17 protein-coding genes are annotated in these 19762 nt (G+C 42.2%); 7 read left to right on the forward strand and 10 right to left on the reverse strand.

The genetic code is table 11. The features are described from left to right. Nucleotides 1-2: 2 nt before the first annotated feature. Nucleotides 3-2057, forward strand: coding sequence for a bifunctional diguanylate cyclase/phosphodiesterase (locus tag AC19MV_RS04630; protein ID WP_498305992.1), 2055 nt, complete (start codon nt 3-5; stop codon nt 2055-2057). 2 nt (nt 2058-2059) lie between these two features. On the opposite strand, the gene acuI is transcribed toward AC19MV_RS04630, so the two are convergent. Both acuI and acuR read right to left on the reverse strand, forming a co-directional pair. Further along, nucleotides 2060-3043 (reverse strand): acrylyl-CoA reductase (NADPH), encoded by a 984-nt coding sequence (acuI, locus tag AC19MV_RS04635; protein ID WP_498305994.1) that lies wholly within the window; start codon nt 3041-3043, stop codon nt 2060-2062. Nucleotides 3044-3167: 124 nt separating this feature from the next. Further along, nucleotides 3168-3800, reverse strand: a complete 633-nt coding sequence (gene acuR / locus AC19MV_RS04640; protein WP_498305996.1) for an acrylate utilization transcriptional regulator AcuR — start codon at nt 3798-3800, stop codon at nt 3168-3170. 638 nt (nt 3801-4438) lie between these two features. On the opposite strand from acuR, the gene AC19MV_RS04645 reads away from it, so the two are divergent. Genes AC19MV_RS04645 through AC19MV_RS04660 form a run of 4 tightly spaced genes read left to right on the forward strand, consistent with a single transcriptional unit; the run spans nt 4439 to nt 8479 of the window. Then, complete coding sequence (locus AC19MV_RS04645) at nt 4439-4615, forward strand: hypothetical protein (RefSeq protein ID WP_498305997.1); 177 nt, start codon at nt 4439-4441, stop codon at nt 4613-4615. A 3-nt stretch (nt 4616-4618) separates the two neighbouring features. Beyond that, nucleotides 4619-6115 (forward strand): sodium/proline symporter PutP, encoded by a 1497-nt coding sequence (putP, locus tag AC19MV_RS04650; RefSeq protein ID WP_498305999.1) that lies wholly within the window; start codon nt 4619-4621, stop codon nt 6113-6115. A gap of 13 nt (nt 6116-6128) precedes the next feature. Then, a complete protein-coding gene (gene proB, locus AC19MV_RS04655; protein WP_498306001.1) occupies nt 6129-7235 on the forward strand; it encodes a glutamate 5-kinase in 1107 nt (368 codons plus the stop codon). Next, complete coding sequence (locus AC19MV_RS04660) at nt 7232-8479, forward strand: glutamate-5-semialdehyde dehydrogenase (RefSeq protein ID WP_432404388.1); 1248 nt, start codon at nt 7232-7234, stop codon at nt 8477-8479. Before proB ends, AC19MV_RS04660 begins: the two co-directional genes overlap by 4 nt. Nucleotides 8480-8570: 91 nt before the next feature. Here the strand turns inward: AC19MV_RS04660 and AC19MV_RS04665 are convergent, their stop codons facing one another. The 7 genes from AC19MV_RS04665 to AC19MV_RS04695 all read right to left on the reverse strand — a co-directional run bounded on the left by AC19MV_RS04665 (nt 8571) and on the right by AC19MV_RS04695 (nt 15313). Then, entirely contained in the window at nt 8571-9101 is a 531-nt protein-coding gene (locus AC19MV_RS04665) for an NUDIX domain-containing protein (RefSeq protein ID WP_498306003.1), read from the reverse strand. Nucleotides 9102-9431: 330 nt separating this feature from the next. Continuing rightward, nucleotides 9432-10646 carry a dicarboxylate/amino acid:cation symporter gene (locus AC19MV_RS04670; RefSeq protein WP_498296513.1) on the reverse strand — a complete coding sequence of 405 codons (1215 nt, stop codon included), beginning with the start codon at nt 10644-10646 and terminating at the stop codon, nt 9432-9434. Between the two features lie 972 nt (nt 10647-11618). Beyond that, a complete protein-coding gene (gene atcC, locus AC19MV_RS04675) occupies nt 11619-12512 on the reverse strand; it encodes a cold adaptation protein AtcC (RefSeq protein ID WP_498306005.1) in 894 nt (297 codons plus the stop codon). Between the two features lie 11 nt (nt 12513-12523). Then, on the reverse strand, nt 12524-13279 hold the full coding sequence (gene atcB, locus AC19MV_RS04680) for a cold adaptation protein AtcB (protein WP_498306007.1): 756 nt from the start codon (nt 13277-13279) through the stop codon (nt 12524-12526). Further along, nucleotides 13276-13797, reverse strand: a complete 522-nt coding sequence (gene atcA / locus AC19MV_RS04685; protein ID WP_498306009.1) for a cold adaptation protein AtcA — start codon at nt 13795-13797, stop codon at nt 13276-13278. The genes atcB and atcA overlap by 4 nt, the downstream gene beginning before the upstream one ends. Nucleotides 13798-13804: 7 nt before the next feature. Continuing rightward, a complete protein-coding gene (gene atcJ / locus AC19MV_RS04690) occupies nt 13805-14089 on the reverse strand; it encodes a cold adaptation protein ActJcold adaptation protein ActJ (RefSeq protein ID WP_011636232.1) in 285 nt (94 codons plus the stop codon). Between the two features lie 681 nt (nt 14090-14770). Then, a complete protein-coding gene (locus AC19MV_RS04695) occupies nt 14771-15313 on the reverse strand; it encodes a carboxymuconolactone decarboxylase family protein (RefSeq protein ID WP_432404359.1) in 543 nt (180 codons plus the stop codon). Between the two features lie 476 nt (nt 15314-15789). Between AC19MV_RS04695 and AC19MV_RS04700 the strand changes: the two genes are divergently transcribed. After that, nucleotides 15790-16872: a PepSY-associated TM helix domain-containing protein gene (locus AC19MV_RS04700; RefSeq protein ID WP_498306011.1), complete on the forward strand. Its 1083-nt coding sequence runs from the start codon at nt 15790-15792 to the stop codon at nt 16870-16872. An 84-nt stretch (nt 16873-16956) separates the two neighbouring features. On the opposite strand, the gene AC19MV_RS04705 is transcribed toward AC19MV_RS04700, so the two are convergent. Next, a complete protein-coding gene (locus AC19MV_RS04705; protein WP_498306013.1) occupies nt 16957-18126 on the reverse strand; it encodes a lipid-transfer protein in 1170 nt (389 codons plus the stop codon). Between the two features lie 369 nt (nt 18127-18495). Here AC19MV_RS04705 and AC19MV_RS04710 point away from each other — a divergent pair, with 369 nt between their 5' ends. Beyond that, a complete protein-coding gene (locus AC19MV_RS04710) occupies nt 18496-19698 on the forward strand; it encodes an ammonium transporter (RefSeq protein ID WP_498306015.1) in 1203 nt (400 codons plus the stop codon). Nucleotides 19699-19762: the final 64 nt, after the last annotated feature.

Genomic DNA, 19762 nt, shown 5'->3' on the forward strand with positions numbered 1-19762 from the left:
TGATGAAGTCGATTTTGAGTCTCAACACGATTAGCAAAAAATTACTGTTCATTTTAATGAGTGTTGCGATTGTAGCAACGGTTTCGGTTGCCCTGGTATTTAGTGCTTATGAACTCAACTCAGCAAAGCGTGAGCAAATTGAAAGCTTACAAAGTGTATCGAATATGTTGTCGCCCAACATCACCGCGGCCTTATTGTTTGACGACCAAGACACCATAAAAGAGCTCATCAAACCGGTATTATCACGCTCTGACATTCTTTCTGTTATTGTCACCAATATCGACGGGCAAGTCTTAGCGGAATCGACAGCAAAAAATGTTGATCTTACAAGCTTGAAGGAAACCGATAACCTCACTAAGGTTGCCACTGCTCTCACATTGGATAGCCAAAGCTACGGTGAATTATTTATTATTGCCGATGACAGCTATATCAACGACAGAATACAATTTTATGGCAAATTTTTACTGTTGTTATTGCTTTCATCTTTTGCTGTGAGTTTATTTTTATCATTAGCTTTACGACGAATATTTTTAAGCCCCATTCTTTATCTTTCTGAAATTTCGGAAAAAATAACTACATCAAATGATTATACCTTACGCGCAAAAGAACAATCTAAAGATGAAATAGGCCAGCTTACGACATGTTTTAATAGCATGTTAGACACCATAGAACAACGTGAGGCGTTACTCGAAAGCCAGGTAAAACTGCGCACCAAAGAGCTTGAAAATGCCAATGGTCAATTACATGAATTTGCTTACAAGGACGGATTAACCAACCTACCTAACCGTCGTTACTTCTATAAAAAGCTGCAGTCGTTAATTGAAGTTAATAACATGCAATTTGCATTAATCTTTATCGATTTAGATGGGTTTAAAGAGGTTAATGACACATTAGGCCATGATTATGGCGACCTACTGCTGCATCAAGTTGCCAAACGCTTACAACATTGCGTACGCGCTAATGATACTGTGGCAAGGCTTGGCGGCGATGAGTTTACTTTGATCATTGAAGGCATCAACGATGTTGAACGAGCCACTGCAATCGCACAAAAAGTCAAAAACAGCCTGATGCAATGCATTAACATCAATGGCTCACAAGCACATGTTACCGGTAGCATCGGGTTAACCTTTTATCCAGCCGATGGCCGCAGTGTTGAAGACTTAGTCAAACATGCTGACCAGGCGATGTACTTATCAAAAAGCAAAGGACGTAATCGTTACGAGTTTTTCTCCTATGCCATAGAAGAGCAAGCGATTGAGAAACGCCGGATTTTGGAAGAGATCCGCATCGCGCTTAAAGAAGATCAATTTACATTGTATTACCAACCGATTTTTGATCTAGATGGCATTAATGTCACAAAAGCAGAAGCACTTATTCGTTGGCAACACCCACAACAAGGCTTGCTTGGCCCCAATGAATTTATTCCTATTGCTGAACAAAATGGCTTAATTGAACAGATTGGAAACTGGGTGAGAGACCAAGCTATTAAAGATGCTGCTCACTGGTTTAGATTAACCGGAAAAATCATGCAAGTGAGCGTTAACTGCTCACCACTGCAATTTGATCGCGCAGGACTATGGGTAGACGATTGGATTGTAGCTTGCAATAAAAGTGGTTTACCAAGAGACACTATGATTATCGAAGTCACCGAAAACACCTTGATGGATCCTGAATCCCCCATCCAACAACAACTGCATCGATTAAGTGATCATGGCATCGACATTGCCATTGATGACTTTGGTGTAGGTTACTCATCTTTAGCTTACTTACAACGCTTAGATATCGATATTTTAAAAATCGATCGATCCTTTATACAACACATGGAAACCAATGAAAGTAGCATTGCGTTAGTAAGAGCCATTATTACCATGGCCCGTCACTTAAAGGTGAAAGTGGTAGCAGAAGGCGTTGAAACCACAGGACAGCACCAATTACTCCAACAGCTGTCATGCGATTATCTGCAAGGTTTTTTATTCGCCAAGCCTATGCCGAGCGAACAATTTAAAACCCGTTACATTTCACCTTTAATTGCTAATAGTACAACTAATACCGCATAGGATTAACGATTAACATCAACCACTACACGGCCGCGTACTTTACCGTCCATTAATTCGCTCGCCACATTTAATGCTTCGGTCAAACTGACTTCCTGTACGATGTCGTCAAATACCGCAGGATCAATAATATCAGCCAAACGTTGCCAGGCTTCTACTCTATCGGCAATCGGTCGCATAACACTATCTACACCAGCAAGGGTAATGCCACGTAAAATAAACGGAGCCACACTCGCAGGTAAATCCATACCTTGGGCGAGCCCACACGCGGCAACGGCACCGCCATATTTAGTACTGGCACATACGTTAGCTAACGTGTGACTGCCAACAGAATCAACGGCGCCAGCCCAGCGTTCTTTAGCTAATGGCCGACCGGGTTCAGACAGTGTCGCTCTGTCGATAATCTCACTGGCGCCGAGTTTTTTAAGATAATCACTTTCATCTACTCGGCCAGTAGATGCGACGACGGTGTAGCCTAATTTGGCTAAAATAGCGATAGCGAAACTGCCTACGCCGCCATTAGCACCTGTCACTAAAATCTCGCCTTTATCTGGTGTGACACCATTTTTCTCAAGCGCGATAACGCATAGCATCGCGGTATATCCCGCGGTACCAATCGCCATAGCCTGGCGCGGTGTAAATCCGTTTGGTAATGCAATAAGCCAATCGCTTTTTAAACGCGCTTTTGTCGCTAACCCGCCACAATGAACTTCACCTACGCCAAAACCGTTTAATAATACCGTGTCGCCGACGTTAAACTTATCACTGTCACACTGTTCAACAACGCCGACTAAATCAATACCTGGCACCATAGGAAAGCTGCGAACAACGGGCGCTTTACCCGTAATCGCTAGGGCGTCTTTGTAATTAAGCGTGCTATAGAGCACCTTAACGGTCACATCACCTTCAGGTAAAACAGACTCATCAACATTTTTAACAGTGGTGCGGTAACCTTGGTTATCTTTTTCAATTAACATTGCAGTAAACATGTTTCGCTCCTAATTTAGACTGATCGTCTATTAATGGTTAAAAAATTTTTATTTCACTTCAACGGCATATACCGGCACGAGTTTCCCAAAAGTTAAACGCAGGTTTACTTCAGTAACAAACTAACTACTTTGGTAATGCCGCCATAAAGAGGTCGCTGAAATTATCCAGTGGCGCACCATCTTCAACTAACTTAGCGCGACTCACAGCGCCTTCCCAACCGACCCAAAAGTTCTCTGCTAATAATTGGCAGTCAGCATCAGCAGCGATTTGCCCCAGCGCTACAGCGTCTTCAAGGCATTTTGCTAAACAATTTTGCCAACTGGTAAATGTAGCAATTAATTGTGGTCTAAAGCTTTCAGGTAACATGCCAATCTCCTGGCCTAAATTACCCACTAGGCAACCACGTTTAAATTGATAACGGGTCATACCGGCTTTGGCATCTGCAACAAAATGGCGGATCCGAGCCAAAGGATCATTCGACTCATCCAACAAATGCGTTTTTAATTTAGCCAAAAAATAGTCAGTATAATGTTGCAACACAACCTGACCAAACACCTCTTTACTGGCAAAATAGTGGTAAAAAGAGCCCTTCGGCACGCCAACTTTTTTGAGAATAGGTTCAATCCCCGACGCAGCAAATCCATGCTCAGTTAATTGCTCGAGGCCACTGCGGATTAATGCAGCGCGAGTATCTGGATTTTCTCTAGAGACTTTTGGCGGTCTGCCTCTGCGAGGTTTTAGGGTATTTGTATTCATACCGCCATATTAGACTGACCGTCTAGTTAAATGCAATCGCCAATATCAAAAATGTGAGTGAACACAATATTTACCCACGGTTTTATCTATTTATATTGTTGTAACCCACATAGAGCCTGTGACGCTAAAGTAAGATGACAATTTTATTTAGTTATTATTAAAATTATTTGAACTGTAACAGTTTGATCAATGAATATTTAATTTAGCACTCATATTTAGAGTATTTTCTTGATATCAAAACCCCAATTAAATCACCGATAAACCTCATTTATGGCAATAGAGAAAATCATAAACCGATCCACTTTACGATTAAGTCATACCGCCACAACTCAGTGGTAACCTAACTTCATACAATTTTATATCATGAGAATAGCCTTATCACTGCACTCTGCGAATGGCCAATATAACCCTATAGGTTTATTTTTTCTTGTGCTTACCTTCGACTCAATACCTCGGAAAATAAGTTGAAATAGCCTCGTATAGAGTTAAACACCGAGTATTAGATTGGAAATTTAGCACTGAATCGTGTTAATATAATTAGACCACTAACTAATTGAGTGGTTTTTTTATTGCTTTTTATCCCTATTCGTTAGTATCACATGATTGATCGACACGATTTACACGCTCAGGAGGGCACAATGTCAGCAGACATTCAGACGGAAGAAAATCTCATCAAACAAGTTTGGAATAAATCAGTACTCAAGCTGAAAGACGCCACACAATTACTGTGCTTATTTGCTATCTTAAGTACCTATCTCTTTGTCATGTTGAAACCTAATGGGATTCAAAATAACAAAGCGTTAGGGGGCCAGTAGTTCATGCATTACTTAACCTACGTTTCGTTAGCTATCTATTTTCTGGTCATGCTTGGCATTGGTTTGTTTGCCTATAAGCAGTCTACCAGTGACGTATCTGGATACATTCTTGGCGGCCGCAAGGTTAGCCCGCAGGTTACTGCTTTATCTGCTGGCGCATCTGACATGAGTGGTTGGATGCTAATGGGTTTACCTGGAGCAATGTTTTTGGTCGGTTTCGAAACCATCTACATTGCACTGGGCTTATTAATTGGTGCTTTGGTTAACTACCTTGTCGTAGCGCCTAAGCTGAGGGTATATACCGAGGTTGCAAATAACGCACTCACTATCCCTGAGTTTTTTGCTAAGCGTTTCCACGCACCTAACAGCAATGTGCGTATCATCGCGGCTGTTATTATCGTTATTTTCTTTACCCTTTATACCTCAGCGGGTTTAGTTGCTGGCGGTAAATTGTTTGTTTCAGCCTTTGATTTAAGTTACGAATTAGGACTTGTAGTTACTTTAGGTGTCGTTGTGTCATACACCTTATTAGGTGGCTTTTTAGCGGTGAGCCTAACGGATTTTGTTCAAGGTTGTATCATGTTTGTGGCTTTAGTCTTGGTACCTGTAGTGGCTTATCAAGAGTTTTCCAGCGCAGACAAAATGATGAACTTTGCTTATGAGTCTATTCCACACTTTTCTGACGGTATGCAAAACGTCACCCTATTAGGCTTAATTTCTAGCTTATCTTGGGGCTTAGGTTACTTTGGTCAACCGCACATTATTGTTCGCTTTATGGCGATTCGTTCAGTATCAGACATCAAAATTGCGCGTCGAATTGGCATGAGTTGGATGACCGTCACCATTATTGGTGCACTGGCTACCGGCCTTGTTGGTATCGCGTATGCAAATAAGTTCGACATGAAGTTAAGCGACCCTGAAACCATCTTTATTGTGTTTTCTGAATTGCTTTTCCATCCAATGATCAGTGGATTCTTATTGGCAGCCATTTTAGCGGCGATTATGAGTACCATTTCATCACAACTATTGGTGTCATCAAGCTCATTGACTGAAGATATTTATCGTGTGGTGTCTAAGAAAGAATCGACAGAACAAGAAATGGTGAAAATGGGCCGTTACGGTGTAGCAGGCGTAGCTGTAGTAGCAAGCTTGTTAGCACTTGACCGTTCAAACAGTATTTTATCTCTAGTCAGTAATGCCTGGGCAGGATTTGGTGCGGCCTTTGGTCCATTAATCTTATTTAGCCTTTACAAGCATAACTTAACCCACAAAGCGGCCGTTGCCGGCATTATTTCAGGTGCTGCTACAGTACTATTTTGGATATATGCACCCGTACTTGCCGACGGCAAAGTGTTATCGAGCGTGATGTACGAAATGATCCCTGGCTTTATTGTTAGCAGTGTTGTCATTTGGGTTACTAGTGCTATCGATACCGATCCTTGCGAAAAAACAATTGATACCTTCCATGAAGCCGGCCGCGTATTAGCTGATCAGAAATAACCGAGAGAATATAATGTCAACTTCACATTGGAAACGCATTGTCGTTAAAGTCGGCAGTGCACTTATTGCGCCTCATCAACAAGGTTGTAGCAGTCATTATCTATTGGGTATTGCACAATTTATAGCTACATGTCGCGCTCAAGGATGCCAAGTTGTATTGGTATCTTCAGGTTCAGTTGCTGCTGGTAGACATCGATTCCCTGAGACGGCAGAACCAAGTATTTCGCTTAAAAAAGCCATGGCTGCAGCAGGTCAGGCCGATATGATGGCCACTTGGGATAAGTTATTTGATTTCCCTTCGGCGCAGTTATTGCTTACCCATGGTGATTTACGTGATCGCGACCGTTATATCAGCATTAAAAATACTATTTTTACCCTGTTAGACAATGGCTTACTTCCCATTATCAACGAAAACGATGCTGTTACCGCAGCCAAGTTGCGTGTGGGTGATAATGACAATTTATCAGCTATGGTTGCCGCAGCAGCGGATGCAGACGCGTTAATTATCTGCTCTGACGTGAAAGGGCTTTATACTAAAAACCCTAATTTGCATGAAGATGCCACGCTAATTAAGCAAGTCAGTGAAATTAATGCTGAGATTTATGCTATGGCTGGCGGTGCTACGAGCAGCGTAGGTACTGGTGGCATGTTAACCAAGATTGAAGCCGCTGAGAAAGCGATTTCACACGGAATTGAAACCATGATTGTGGATGGTTTTGACGCGGACACTTTCAATCAGCTTTTAAAAGGTCAAAACCCGGGTACGTTATTCACCCCGTATGATGTACCAATGCAAGAGCATCTACATTGGATGACACATACCTCTCAAGTACAAGGTGAGCTCATTGTCGAAAATGACTTTAGCGCCAACCTTGAAGAACATGATACGCAACTCACCAGTGACGATGTAGTCGCCGTTAGAGGCAACTTTTCCGTCGGTGATACTGTACTAGTGCGCAAAGGCGATGGCACTAAATTGGCAAAAGCCAAATCAAATTACAGTAGTTGCTTACTTCACTTTATTTCTGATAAAGATGACCGCGAGTTTGCCAATAATGCGCAACAGAAAACCGGACCATTGATTTCAGATAAAAACATCGCCATTTTGGAGCAAATATGAGCTTGATTAAGACTTTATCTCAAAATGCCGCTATTGCAGCACAAACTCTTGCGGTATTAGATGAGCAAGTTAAAAATACTATTTTATTAGACATGGCACGTGCGCTTCGTGCACACAGTGATGAAATCATTAAAGCTAATCTATTAGATTTAGCCAACGCTGAAAGTGCCGATATGGGCGCGGCAATGTTAGATCGTTTAACATTAAATAATGAACGCATTGAGTCTATGGCCGCTGGCATTGAAACTGTGGCATCACTACCTGATCCTGTGGGTATTCAACGTGACTTAGGCGACAGACCTAATGGCTTAAGCATTCGTAAAATGCGTGTTCCTTTAGGTGTGGTATGCATGATTTATGAAGCTCGCCCAAATGTGACCGCCGATGCAGGCGCACTGTGCTTCAAGTCAGGCAATGCCGTCATCCTGCGTGGCGGCAAAGAAGCGTTACATTCGAGCAAAATGATAGCCTCTATTTTACAAAAAGTACTCGAAGTGTATCAGCTACCGCCAGCGTTAATCACAGTGATCCCAGATCCTGATCGTGCACTGATGCTCGAACTAATGCAGCAACGTGAATATATCGACGTCATTATTCCACGTGGTGGTGAAGGCCTTATTAACTTTGTCACCGACAACAGTAAAGTGCCAGTTATTCAGCACTTTAAAGGCGTATGTCATCTGTACATTGATAAAGAAGCTGATCTTGATATCGCATTATCATTACTACTTAACGGTAAAACCCAACGTACCGGTGTGTGTAATGCCCTAGAGGGACTGATTGTCCATAAAGATATTGCAGCCGAATTTTTACCAAAAGTCGCCATCGCACTGGCTGAACATAAAGTAACGATTAATGCATGTCAGCAAGCAAAATCATACTTTACGGCTTGCAATGTGATGGGTGATGACGATTTCGGTCAGGAATATTTAGACCTCGAAATTGCCATTAAGCAAGTGGATGATTTTGACGGCGCCATTAACCATATCCGTCGTTTTGGTAGCCACCATACTGAAGTGATTTGTACTCAAAATGACGTTACTGCAGCGCGGTTCCAACGCACCGTTGATGCCTCAGTGGTAATGGTGAATGCATCATCGCGCTTCTCTGATGGCAGTGAGCTGGGACTTGGCGCCGAAATTGGTATTGCCACCAGCAAACTACATGCATACGGTCCTATGGGGCTTGAGTCACTCACGACAGAAAAGTATCTAGTGAGTGGTGTTGGCCAAGTGCGCGCGTAATCTTATTTAACGTCAGTGAGTTAACACGAGCTGATTGTTTAAGCTGATTAATACAAGTTGATTAACAAAAACTGATGCAAGATTCTTAACGTTATAACAGTTCTTGTTTAATCAGTTTTAATAAAAAGGTCTCTCGTTCTATCGAGAGGCCTTTTTTGTTGCTGTTTGCCATGGTGTCGAGGTTATGTTGAATCGCAACATCAATATCCATCCACACGGGCACCATGCCATTATTGATTTCATGAGCCTCAAACTGGGTTTCTCCCAGCTCGTCAGCAATATTGCACACGTAACAGTAAGACAGCATGTTCACTGACTCAAAGCCATCTCTGCGCCACGGACGATATTCTTGATACAAGCCAAACGGAATAACATCACCAATCACCTGAGCGCCGGTTTCTTCAAGTAACTCGCGAATTAAACCCTGCTTAATATGCTCACCGTCATCAACACCACCACCGGGTAATGAGTAGTCGTGATAGCGCTGGGTATACAGCATCAAAATATCTTTATCACGCAACACAATCGCTCGCGCAGCTAAACGCGTTAGCATGGTCGATGGGTTATTATTGATGAAATCGACAGGCGTTTCAGGATGATAGCTAGTGGTTAAATGACGCATAATATTTGGATTAGGACTTGGGGGTTAAATCAAAAAACGCATCATACGTTGCTAGGCACTGCGATTCAATAATCAGGGGCTTTCAATCAGCTGACTGAATGACAACATTGGATCATTGTGGTCTGCACTGGCAACCTAATCATGGTGAAAAAACACAATCTTAAACACTTATTCCGCTTTTTGAGAATAATAGCCTGGTCCATTGAACCCAATGGACCAGGCTATTGATATTTTTAGCCAAGCACCCAAAAAATGGATTGTTGCTCAAGCGCTATTGGATGCTCCATTGCAAGCATGAGGAATGATGAGTATTCCAAGATATGTTATCAATTATTCAGTGGTATTTGTTTGATAATGCTTGCCGTTAATCCGCTCAATAATCTGTGTTGCGGTTAAGTCATGCACCACATTTATCACTGTTGATGCCGCATCGGTAATGGCTCCTATCACCACTAAAATCGGGATAACCTCCATTGGTAAGCCTAAGGTGGTGACAATAAAAATCTCACCTAAAAACGCACCACCCGGTACGCCACCAATAACAAATGCAGACAACACCGAAATCAAAATGGTCAGCATAAATACGTCGGTGGTGAAATCGAGTCCTAATAACGAATAAATAAACACAATCTTTAACGCGGTAATGGCAGCTGCACCGCCTTTGTTTAAATTAACCAACAACGGCAAGCTAATCTCTGCAATTTGCTCATTTAGACCCATTTTAGCGGCGCTGCGAATGGTCACCGGTAATGTGGCTAAAGATGAACTGGTGCCCAAAGCGGTGACGGCTGGCTCAAGCATGTGTTGCCAAAATTGCTTAACCCCTTTTACCCCACCACCAATCCAGGCATAGATGGTTGAACCCACGGTTAAATACAGCGCCATAGCAACAAAAAACAATCCAACCGCACGGGCAAAGGTGCCCATTAACTCAGTATCTTGGCTGGCCATGGTTGCGGCAAAATAAGCCCCTAAACCAATAGGTGCAACATACATTAATATTGAAATCACTTTCATAATAACGGTATTTAAACTGTCTAACATGCGGCTGACTTTTTGGCCGTCTTCACCAGACTGGCCAATGGCAACTCCAGCAATCACCGACATAATAATCAAGGCTAAAATATTCGACTTAGACAGCAACCCAACAAAATCATTGGTGGTTAATAAGCTGACAAAATCCATACTGCCAGAGGCTGCATCTACGGTATTGGCTAAGTCTAATGTCACCCCTTGCGCGGGATCATATGCTAACGCCAACAACACCACGCCCACAGACGGAATAATCGCCATGACAATCGACACCGCCATAATAGACACTAATATCGCGCCTAATTTCTTTAAATCGGTCATGTGAGCAATAGATGACATCACGCTCACCGCGACCAATGGCACTATGATCATAAATAATAGATTGAGGAAAATTTGCCCAATAGGTTTAAGCTTAATAGCCCACTCAGGAAATAATCCGCCAAACAATCCGCCCAGCAGTAAGGCACTCAGTAAAATAATGGACGAACGATAAGCACGTAAGCTACTCAGCATATTGGATCCTAGGAGCAATAAAATAAAAAGGGTGGAATAGGCAGCAGACTCGGCCCAAAGAACGATTAACGTGTTAACAACTAACGGAAAACAGATGTAAATTGAACCCCATCAATTAGCTAGCCAATATCATTACCAACAATTGCTGTCGACCATCACTCTTTCAATGACGTAAAAACGACTTAACTTAATGGTAAAATATGACACAAAACCAATACCATACACAACTACAAACCAAATTAGTTATTTTGCAACGCTTGGACCTCAATATAGTTTTTTATTGGTTAAAATTCGTTCTCAATAAAAACGTATTCATGGCGGTGAGTGCATTACAGCCAAGCAATCTAAGCACTAGTTGCTTAACAAAGTAATAGCTCAACAAAGAATAAAACGTTTTTTAGCCGAACCCTTCGGCTGCGTTATCGACTTTTTATGCAGTATATCTACACCCAAAAGTATCTTCCTTGTACACATGATCAAAGCGAATTCTCATACAACACTTTTTTAGAATATAGCCGATTTTAACTACCTTTATCAGCAATTCCTTATATTACAGGGATTATGACTGCCAATGAACCACCACAAAAGCTAAACATTATCAAAAATGAGTTGGTAATCAATCAGCGAGGCACTGCTTCAGTAAACATTAAAACCATTTACACCACACTTTCCACACTTCTGTATCGACCTGATAGCAGAAGATACAACCCACATATATTGTGCTATATGAATAAGTTAACCATTAAGTCAGTGTTGAATAGGGAAACTGGCGTGTTTACAACGAGTGTAATTTGAAAGAAAAGAGTTGCAACAAAAACCTCGAAGTAAGCTATTTAACACAGTGGCGGTAAATGATGTACAACATAACGGTAATGAGAGATTTTATCGTGATGGGTAATTTGGAAGTGAATAATCGCAGGAATAACCAGTGGATGTAGGAAGCTTGCTCACTCACAAGCTTCCTAAAACCCACTATAAGTCGATATAAATTGGCCAACCAAGTAGACCAATTAAGCCTTCTTTGTATTCCAGGCGTTCCAATCGTTCAGGAGAGGCATTTTGAATGGCCAACTCTTGATAACTACGAGAGAAATGCAGCGTGCGTAACAATGCAGCATTAAAATGCTTACCTAAATCTAAACGAATAGCATCAGCAAGCTCGTTAGGTAATTCAGCTAAGGCAGCCTTAGTTTGTTGCTCGATAAATTCGAGATCAAACCATTCATCTTTAAGTTCTACGCTAACCATACGTCGCTTAAGATCTTGACGGACTTTTTTACCGTCAAAAAATATCCGATACAACACAGCTTCTGCCAGAGTACTTTCTAGATTAATATAATCCATTGGATCAAAAGTGCCGGTAATGTAGAACTGAGCCAATAAGGCATTAATAGATTGCTGGCGATTATGCTCAGCTAATGCTTCTTGGTAGTACGCCCAGCCTTGCCATTCGTCACAATCTGGTGGACTCGATACTTGATCAAGCAACACTTTATCCACATCACCGTAAACCGATTTACCATGAAGCCTGTGTTGACTCACTTGAGTTAGCATCCCCCAGCCCTTCTGGAACGACTTAACTACGCCGTCATCAGTCAATAGCAACCGTATAGCATTAGCCTGACTTTGGTCCGATAATGCCATTAAGCCAATGCTCACAATGCCGATAACATCTTGCGCGGCTTCTTCAAGCAAATGCATTTTATACTTGTTATAAAACTTATCAGCGAACTTAAGGCTCATCAAAATGGCTTTCGCTTTGATCTGTCCCAATTGCTCATTACTGAGCAATTCTTCGGTTCGGCCATAAGCCAACACCCGACTCAGATAGGGACCCTGATTTTCGTCACGTAATACCAATTGCATTTGCAGAACCCTTAATCAAGAAAGCTAAACATGTCATCAACTTCAGCATACTCGTCGGTGACTTGGTTCTTTTCTTTCGCCTGTATCACTAACTCACTGGCAAACTGGCTGATAATTAACTGCCAGTCAGAGCCGGTGTTACGCAGCATGTTCTTAATCGCCTTTTCTACATTAGGCGCTCGATCGCGGATCAATGCTAATAAACTACGAGGGTCATCAATGCTAAGACTGTGTGCCTCTTCATCGGCTTGCCAATCTGAGTAACCCACGGTTTCTTCATCCGCTTCATCATCAAAAGTGTCGTTTATCTCATCGTCATCACCGCTGGTACCGCCTAAAATAAGCTCAATAAACGGAATCGATAGATAAAACAGCGCCGCAGGATCTTCAGCCAAACACTCTAAAATTGCGGTTTGTTTCTCTTCACTGTCTTGGATTCGAATAAGATAAGTCATAAAATCAAAAGTATGCTGCATTAACTCTTCGGCATTACTTTTGATTTTTTCTTCCCAATAAAGCGGCTGCTGGCAGACAATGTCGCGGATCTGTTCTGGCGTCATTAACTCAGACATAATCGATGGGCACGAAATATCATGCTGGCTATTAATTTGTGTCAGCGTAACGATATCCATTTTCTCGATAACTTCAACCAACTGATCATCTGACATTGACGATGCAATCAATTCAAATCGCTTGCTGGCCTGTTTAGGCTCAACATTAGCCAGCTCTTGTATTTCAGCGGCTGTTATTTCAATGAGACTGTTCATTCGATATCCTCATCATATTGGTCATAATAACCTTCTTCATCGCTATCATAGTCCGTGTCATCTTCATCGTTTTCATCACGTTCATGAAGACCATAAGAATCATCTTCGTCAGGCTTGGGCCCTGTATCTCCCTGAGTCTCTAACAAATACACCACGGCACAACTTTCGATAAGCAAATCTTCGTTATATTTACGTACCGCAAGCGCCAGAGGAAGATCGGCGTTGTTAAACGCAATCGTCGTTTTAAATTCATCCCAGCCAGGGTGAATATTCAAGCTAATCCAATGCGCCCATTGGCGCTTTGACTCAGGAGAGAACTTAACTCTTTCATACAGCGCGACAGGTAAATATTCAGGGACTGAATCTAGCATCCCTGGATCGGCCAACAATATCTCTCTGATTTGGCTAGTAAACTTTGCCAGTGCATTGGGCGTATCAGGGTCGTTGTAAGATTCTATATTGTCATTGGCATTATTTTTTAGCTCATTAATGCGTGAGATATTAAGATGTTTAGCCATGAGATACTCAGGAATAATATTCGTCCCACAATCCGCGCATCGCGGCTGTAGGATCGGTAACAATTACGTTGTTAAAATCATTGATAAAAGCATTTCTCTGCTTTTTATCTGACAACACTTCGTAAGCTTTTTTGACTCGTTGGAGCTGAACTGATGCTTGTTGTTTCTCATCGTCAGACGCCCCAAGTAATTTGTCTGGGTGATACTTGTTCGATAAACGTTTATAGGCTTTTTTTATGTCATCTTCTTTGGCATTGGCTCTGACGCCCAGTACGCTAAAGTGGTTAATCATAGGTATTCCTGCAGGCGATGTGGCATTGATTGCGAGATAAAAAAGTCTGTAAATAGGTAATTTTGTAACCCGTTATTATATCAACATTCACAGGCATGCAGCAAACATAAACCCAAGTTATGTTGCAATCATTTAAGACGCCAATTTTAGGACAGCAAGCCCTCAAAAAAAGCTGCGTTATCATTAACCACTGTGATCTTTGCTGCCGTTAAGATGCCACTCGCCAAGTTGAATCATGCGATGTTAACAACATCCACCCTTATTGGAGTTTGCTAGCATGACGTTTAACACGCAAAAATCATCCTATTTCAATCAGGCTTACAAATTCGCGCATCGCTGGTGAGACACTGTATTTACCGGTAATAAACACGGTATTACCCGACTCAATACCTTGCAGTGGTCGGTAATGCAGATTGAATAACTGCTGAGCCGATTTTGCAATACCACTGCTGACTATCGCATTATCAATGTATTACCTAAGCCGCATATTTTGGCTTCACAACACCAATGATAAAGCCCAGCGCAGTTAGCGCTGGGCTTTTTCAATTAATTCACACAAAAAAATACCAATGCCATTTGCGATATCGCTGGCATTGGTACTAAATTGGTACTAAAGAGTCATACGTTAATCTATTAGCAATCAAGGCTGATTTGTCGGTAACAGATTGTCGATAACAGATATTACCAAGCAAACTTTTTGAATACGTCATCAACCGGCGTTTTTGCAACATGGTTGGTGTAGTTACTGATCACTTTTTGTGACAAGCCTAAAATAATTTCTAGCACTTGCTGCTGGCCGTAACCTGCTGCATAAAAAGCTTCAAGTTCAGCTGTCGAAATATTACCGCGGTTACGAACAATGCTTAATGTTGCATCGTGTAAAGCTTGTAATTTAGCCGTTGGCATAGCGGTTTTATTACGAAGTGCTTCAGTAATGGCTGGATCAACTTTCATTGAATGGGCAATTGCAGTATGCGCTGGCACACAATAAGTACATTCGTTTTCAACATTAATGGTTTGCCATACTACGGTTAACTCTTCAGCATCAAATGATGTGTCTGAAAATAATTGATGTAACTGTTGGTATGCTTTGAGTGTGCTTGGCGACTCGGCTAACACACCATATAAATTGGCAATCATACCCATTTGCTTTTTAGCACCCTCTAAAATGGCTTTACTTTCTTGTGGTGCGCTTTCAACGGTATGGATAGTAAATGAAGTCATAATATTACCTCGGATAGATTAATAAATTTGGGCATTCTTTTTCAAACTAAGTTTTTCGAATTAAGTTTTTCGAATTGAGATAACTATAGACCATACTGAACGATCGCTCAAGTTTATTTTGAACGATTACTCAAATAATTTAATCAGCATGCCCACTAGGAGTTTTTTACCCCTAATAATCAATAGATTAAAAATTTAATCGATGTGTTTTTTAGTTTTGCTTATTGTCCGTATGCCTCAACAAGCAGCCTACCCATAAAAAACGTCAACTGCCATGCTGTCATTGATACTCAGTTTCAGTTCAAAATTTCTGTTAAAAAAATTTTTTTACGGCTATTTAGCCAGCGATCTTTACACTTCTTTAATTGAACAATTTATTGAGATTAATTATCATTACCATCAATTTCTCTTCATCATTATCACAATCTAAAAGCACAATAAAATCAGCTTTTTGTAATGTAATTTGAGCACATAATATGAACATAGTTTCAGCATTAAAATGGTTTCATAACTGGGTAGGTTTTACGGTTAGTATTACGATGCTAATTGTACTCACGACAGGGGTTTATTTAGGCAGCGTTGATTTATTAAAACGCACAGATAATTTAGGCCAAACATTTGCACCAATGACACTGGAGCAAAAAGCCGATACGGTCACTGCCGTTTTTGAACGCTATCCAGAAATGAGTTCGGTGCGCTTCCCCACTGAACACACGCCTTATGTTCAAGCAAGTGCACGCGGTAAGGCCATTGCCTTAGATAATGAACTAAACGAACTGGCAAGTCGCTCTTCATTCGATTTACCTTTTTATGAAACCGCCTTCTGGTTACATCGTAATTTTTTAATCGACAATGGCGGCAAGTACATCAATGCCTGGGCTTCTTTGGCTGGCGGTATTGTGACTTTAATCGGAATATATTTATGGTGGCGAGTACGTAATGGTTTTCGTTTAAAACAAACGTTACCTAAAAACACCCGTTCAAGCAGTTTGCTTAAAAGCCATATTCAGTTAGGGCTGTTTATCTCAATACCGTTATTTATATTGTGTGTGAGTGGTTTTTTAATCACCTACAATAGCTTATGGACTGGGGCGCTAAATCAAAAACCTGTTGCTCAGTCGTTTCCGATAAGCCAGGGTAATAATTGGTTAAGTCAACTCACCAGTGCTCAACAAGTGTGGCCAAATGCGGAGTTAGTTTCGGTAAGCAAACCGCGCTCAAAACCGGGTAAGAAACCGCAGTCTGATAGCCATAAACCAGTAGCACAGATATTTTCGATTCAATTCGATGAGCATCCTGGCGTATGGTTACGAGAAGCCGATCGGATCAGCATTAACCATACTACAGGCGTTATCGAGTCGGCATTAACCCACAGCGACAGACCGATATCGGGCAGAATAGCCAGCTTTGTTCGCCCACTCCACGATGGATTGAATATGCCAGCCAGTTATGTAGCATTGATTACATTGGTGTCATTGATTGGCACGGGCATATTATCGTTCAGTCTCGTCACATTCTGTCGCCGCACATTTGGTCGCAAAACGAAAAAAGCCACTTAGCTGAATATTAGATATAACGTTAACAACCAATACAGTGTGAAATATTTCGCACTGTATTGGCGGTTTTACGGCGCATGAACATAGCTAGACCCCGTATAAGGTCACCACGACTGCACCGCCTAAACCAACATTATGTTGCAGTGCCAGTCTAGCGTTCTCAACTTGTCGTTTACCTGCTTGCCCGCGCAAATGCCAGGTTAGTTCAGTACATTGCGCAAGCCCCGTTGCCCCGATGGGATGCCCTTTTGACATCAAACCACCCGATGGCCCAATCACATATCGGCCGCCATAAGTATTGTCTCCATCGGCAATAAATTGCGCTGCACCACCTTCAGGGCACAGCCCTAAAGCCTCATAAGTGATCACTTCATTTGGGGTAAAGCAATCATGCAGTTCAATCACATCGATATCTCTTGGGCCAATTCCGGCATCGCAATACACTTGTTCTGCCGCTTGTTGGCTCATGGCTTTACCTACAGCGTTAATAGGGTCTTGCCACGAGAGTTCGGTGTCAGTGGCCATCGCTTGCGCAATAATTTTTACTTTAGATACGATGCCATGTTGGCGGGCAAATTTTTCACTGCACACAATCGTCGCCGCGGCACCACAAGTCGGCGGACACGCCATTAAACGTGTGAGGTACTTGTCGTATATGACTTTATCGTCAAGCACTTGCTGATAAGTTAATGGCGAAGAAAACATCGAGTACGGATTATTAATGGCATGCCTGCGTGACTTCTCGGCCACCTTAGCAAAGATATCTGCGCCTACATGGTATTTATCCATGTAATGACGCCCTGCCGCACCAAAAGCACGTAACGCAATAGGACCTTGTGGTGCATTGAACTGTTGCAATACGGGATCGAGTCGTTCGAATGGACTTTCTCTGTCTTGCCAGTGTGAGCCTAATGCGCCGGGCTGCATTTCTTCAAAACCAAATGCTAATGCACACTCTACCTGACCCGATAGCACCGCCTGACGAGCCAAAAACAGTGCAGTAGAACCACTCGAACAATTGTTATTCACATTAATAATTGGAATACCGCTTTGTATCACATCGTAAAAGGCATGTTGCGCGCAGGTACTGTCACCATATAGGTAAGCGCCATACGCCTGACCAATTGACTTAGCATGTAAACCCGCATCGGCTAATGCCAACTTAATGGCTTCAGCAGCCATCACACGATAGGGTTGCTGCTGTCCCGGCTTACAGAATGGGATCATTCCTGCCCCAGCCACTCTTACTGTTGTCATAAAGTTCCTATTACACCGTTTAATTGCATCGGCCAACGATTTAAATATCGCTTAGATATACACAAGGTTATCCCAATAATAGCGGTTAATGTAAGGTTAATTAAATCGACACTGCGACGCACCAAAATAAAGCGGGAGCGCACCAGCATGATACATCACCAATACTTTTCACTGTTTCAAGGCGCTTTTTTAGCATAATCAAGTTTATTGATTGCACAAACACTGAGCATAACCTAAAACATTTCAGCAACATTTTCAGCAATTTGCACCATAAGAGACCGCTATATTGTAATTGAACTATAAAAACGGAATGGCTTTTGCTTTATAAATGCATGAATTTCCAAAGAGAATCGGTATATGGCAATTGAAATGAACAATATTAGTGATGCTATTGGGGTTATTGCACAAAGTGCAGACACAGTGTTTATCTTACTTGGTGCAATCATGGTATTAGCCATGCACGCTGGCTTTGCATTTTTAGAAGTCGGTACCGTCAGGCACAAAAACCAGGTTAATGCCCTAGTTAAAATTCTAACGGACTTTGCTTTTTCTGCCATTGCTTACTTTGTCATTGGTTATCAAATCGCATACGGCAGCCACTTTTTTGTCAGTGCTGAAACACTTGGAGCTGATAACGGCTATCAGTTAGTCAAATTCTTCTTCTTACTCACTTTTGCTGCTGCGATCCCAGCCATTGTTTCTGGCGGTATTGCCGAGCGCGGTAGCTTTAGGCCGTTCTTATTTGCCTCGGCCATGATAGTGGCCTTTGTATACCCGCTATTTGAAGGCATTATTTGGAATGGTAACTACGGCTTTCAAGCCTGGTTAGAAAGTCAATTTGGCGCGCAATTTCATGATTTTGCCGGCTCAGTGGTGGTACACGCTATGGGCGGTTGGCTTGCATTAGTGGCGATTTATTTACTTGGCGCTCGCCGTGGCCGTAAACCCGGTATTGCATTCGCCCCGTCTAACATTCCCTTTTTAGCACTTGGCTCATGGATACTCATTGTCGGTTGGTTTGGCTTTAACGTGATGTCAGCACAAACACTCGATGGCATTAGCGGTTTAGTAGCGGTGAATAGTTTAATGGCCATGGTCGGCGGCACGGTTATCGCGTTGATTGTGGGTAAAAATGACCCAGGATTTATTCATAACGGCCCCTTAGCAGGCTTAGTTGCCGTATGTGCGGGTTCTGATTTAATGCATCCTGTAGGCGCATTTGTCGTCGGTGGTGTGGCTGGCGGTTTATTTGTTTGGGTGTACACTAAATTACAGCGCAGCAGCAAGATAGACGATGTACTGGGTGTATGGCCATTGCACGGTTTATGTGGTGCGTGGGGTGGTATTGCAGCCGGTATTTTTGGCCAGCAAGCATTGGGCGGCCTTGGTGGGGTGAGCATTATGTCGCAGCTTATTGGCAGTGTGGTCGGTGTGATTGTTGCCTTAATTGGCGGTTTCATTGTTTACGGTATCGTCAATAAAGTATCCAGCTTACGCTTAAGCCAGGAAGATGAGTTTATTGGCGCCGACTTAGCCATCCATAAAATTGGCTCAACCAACTCAGACAAGTAATACACTTACCGTACGCTAAATGATGAAATAACTGCATCATAACCATTAAAAAGGCAGAATAGAT

Source organism: Shewanella sp. MF05913 (assembly GCF_059758095.1).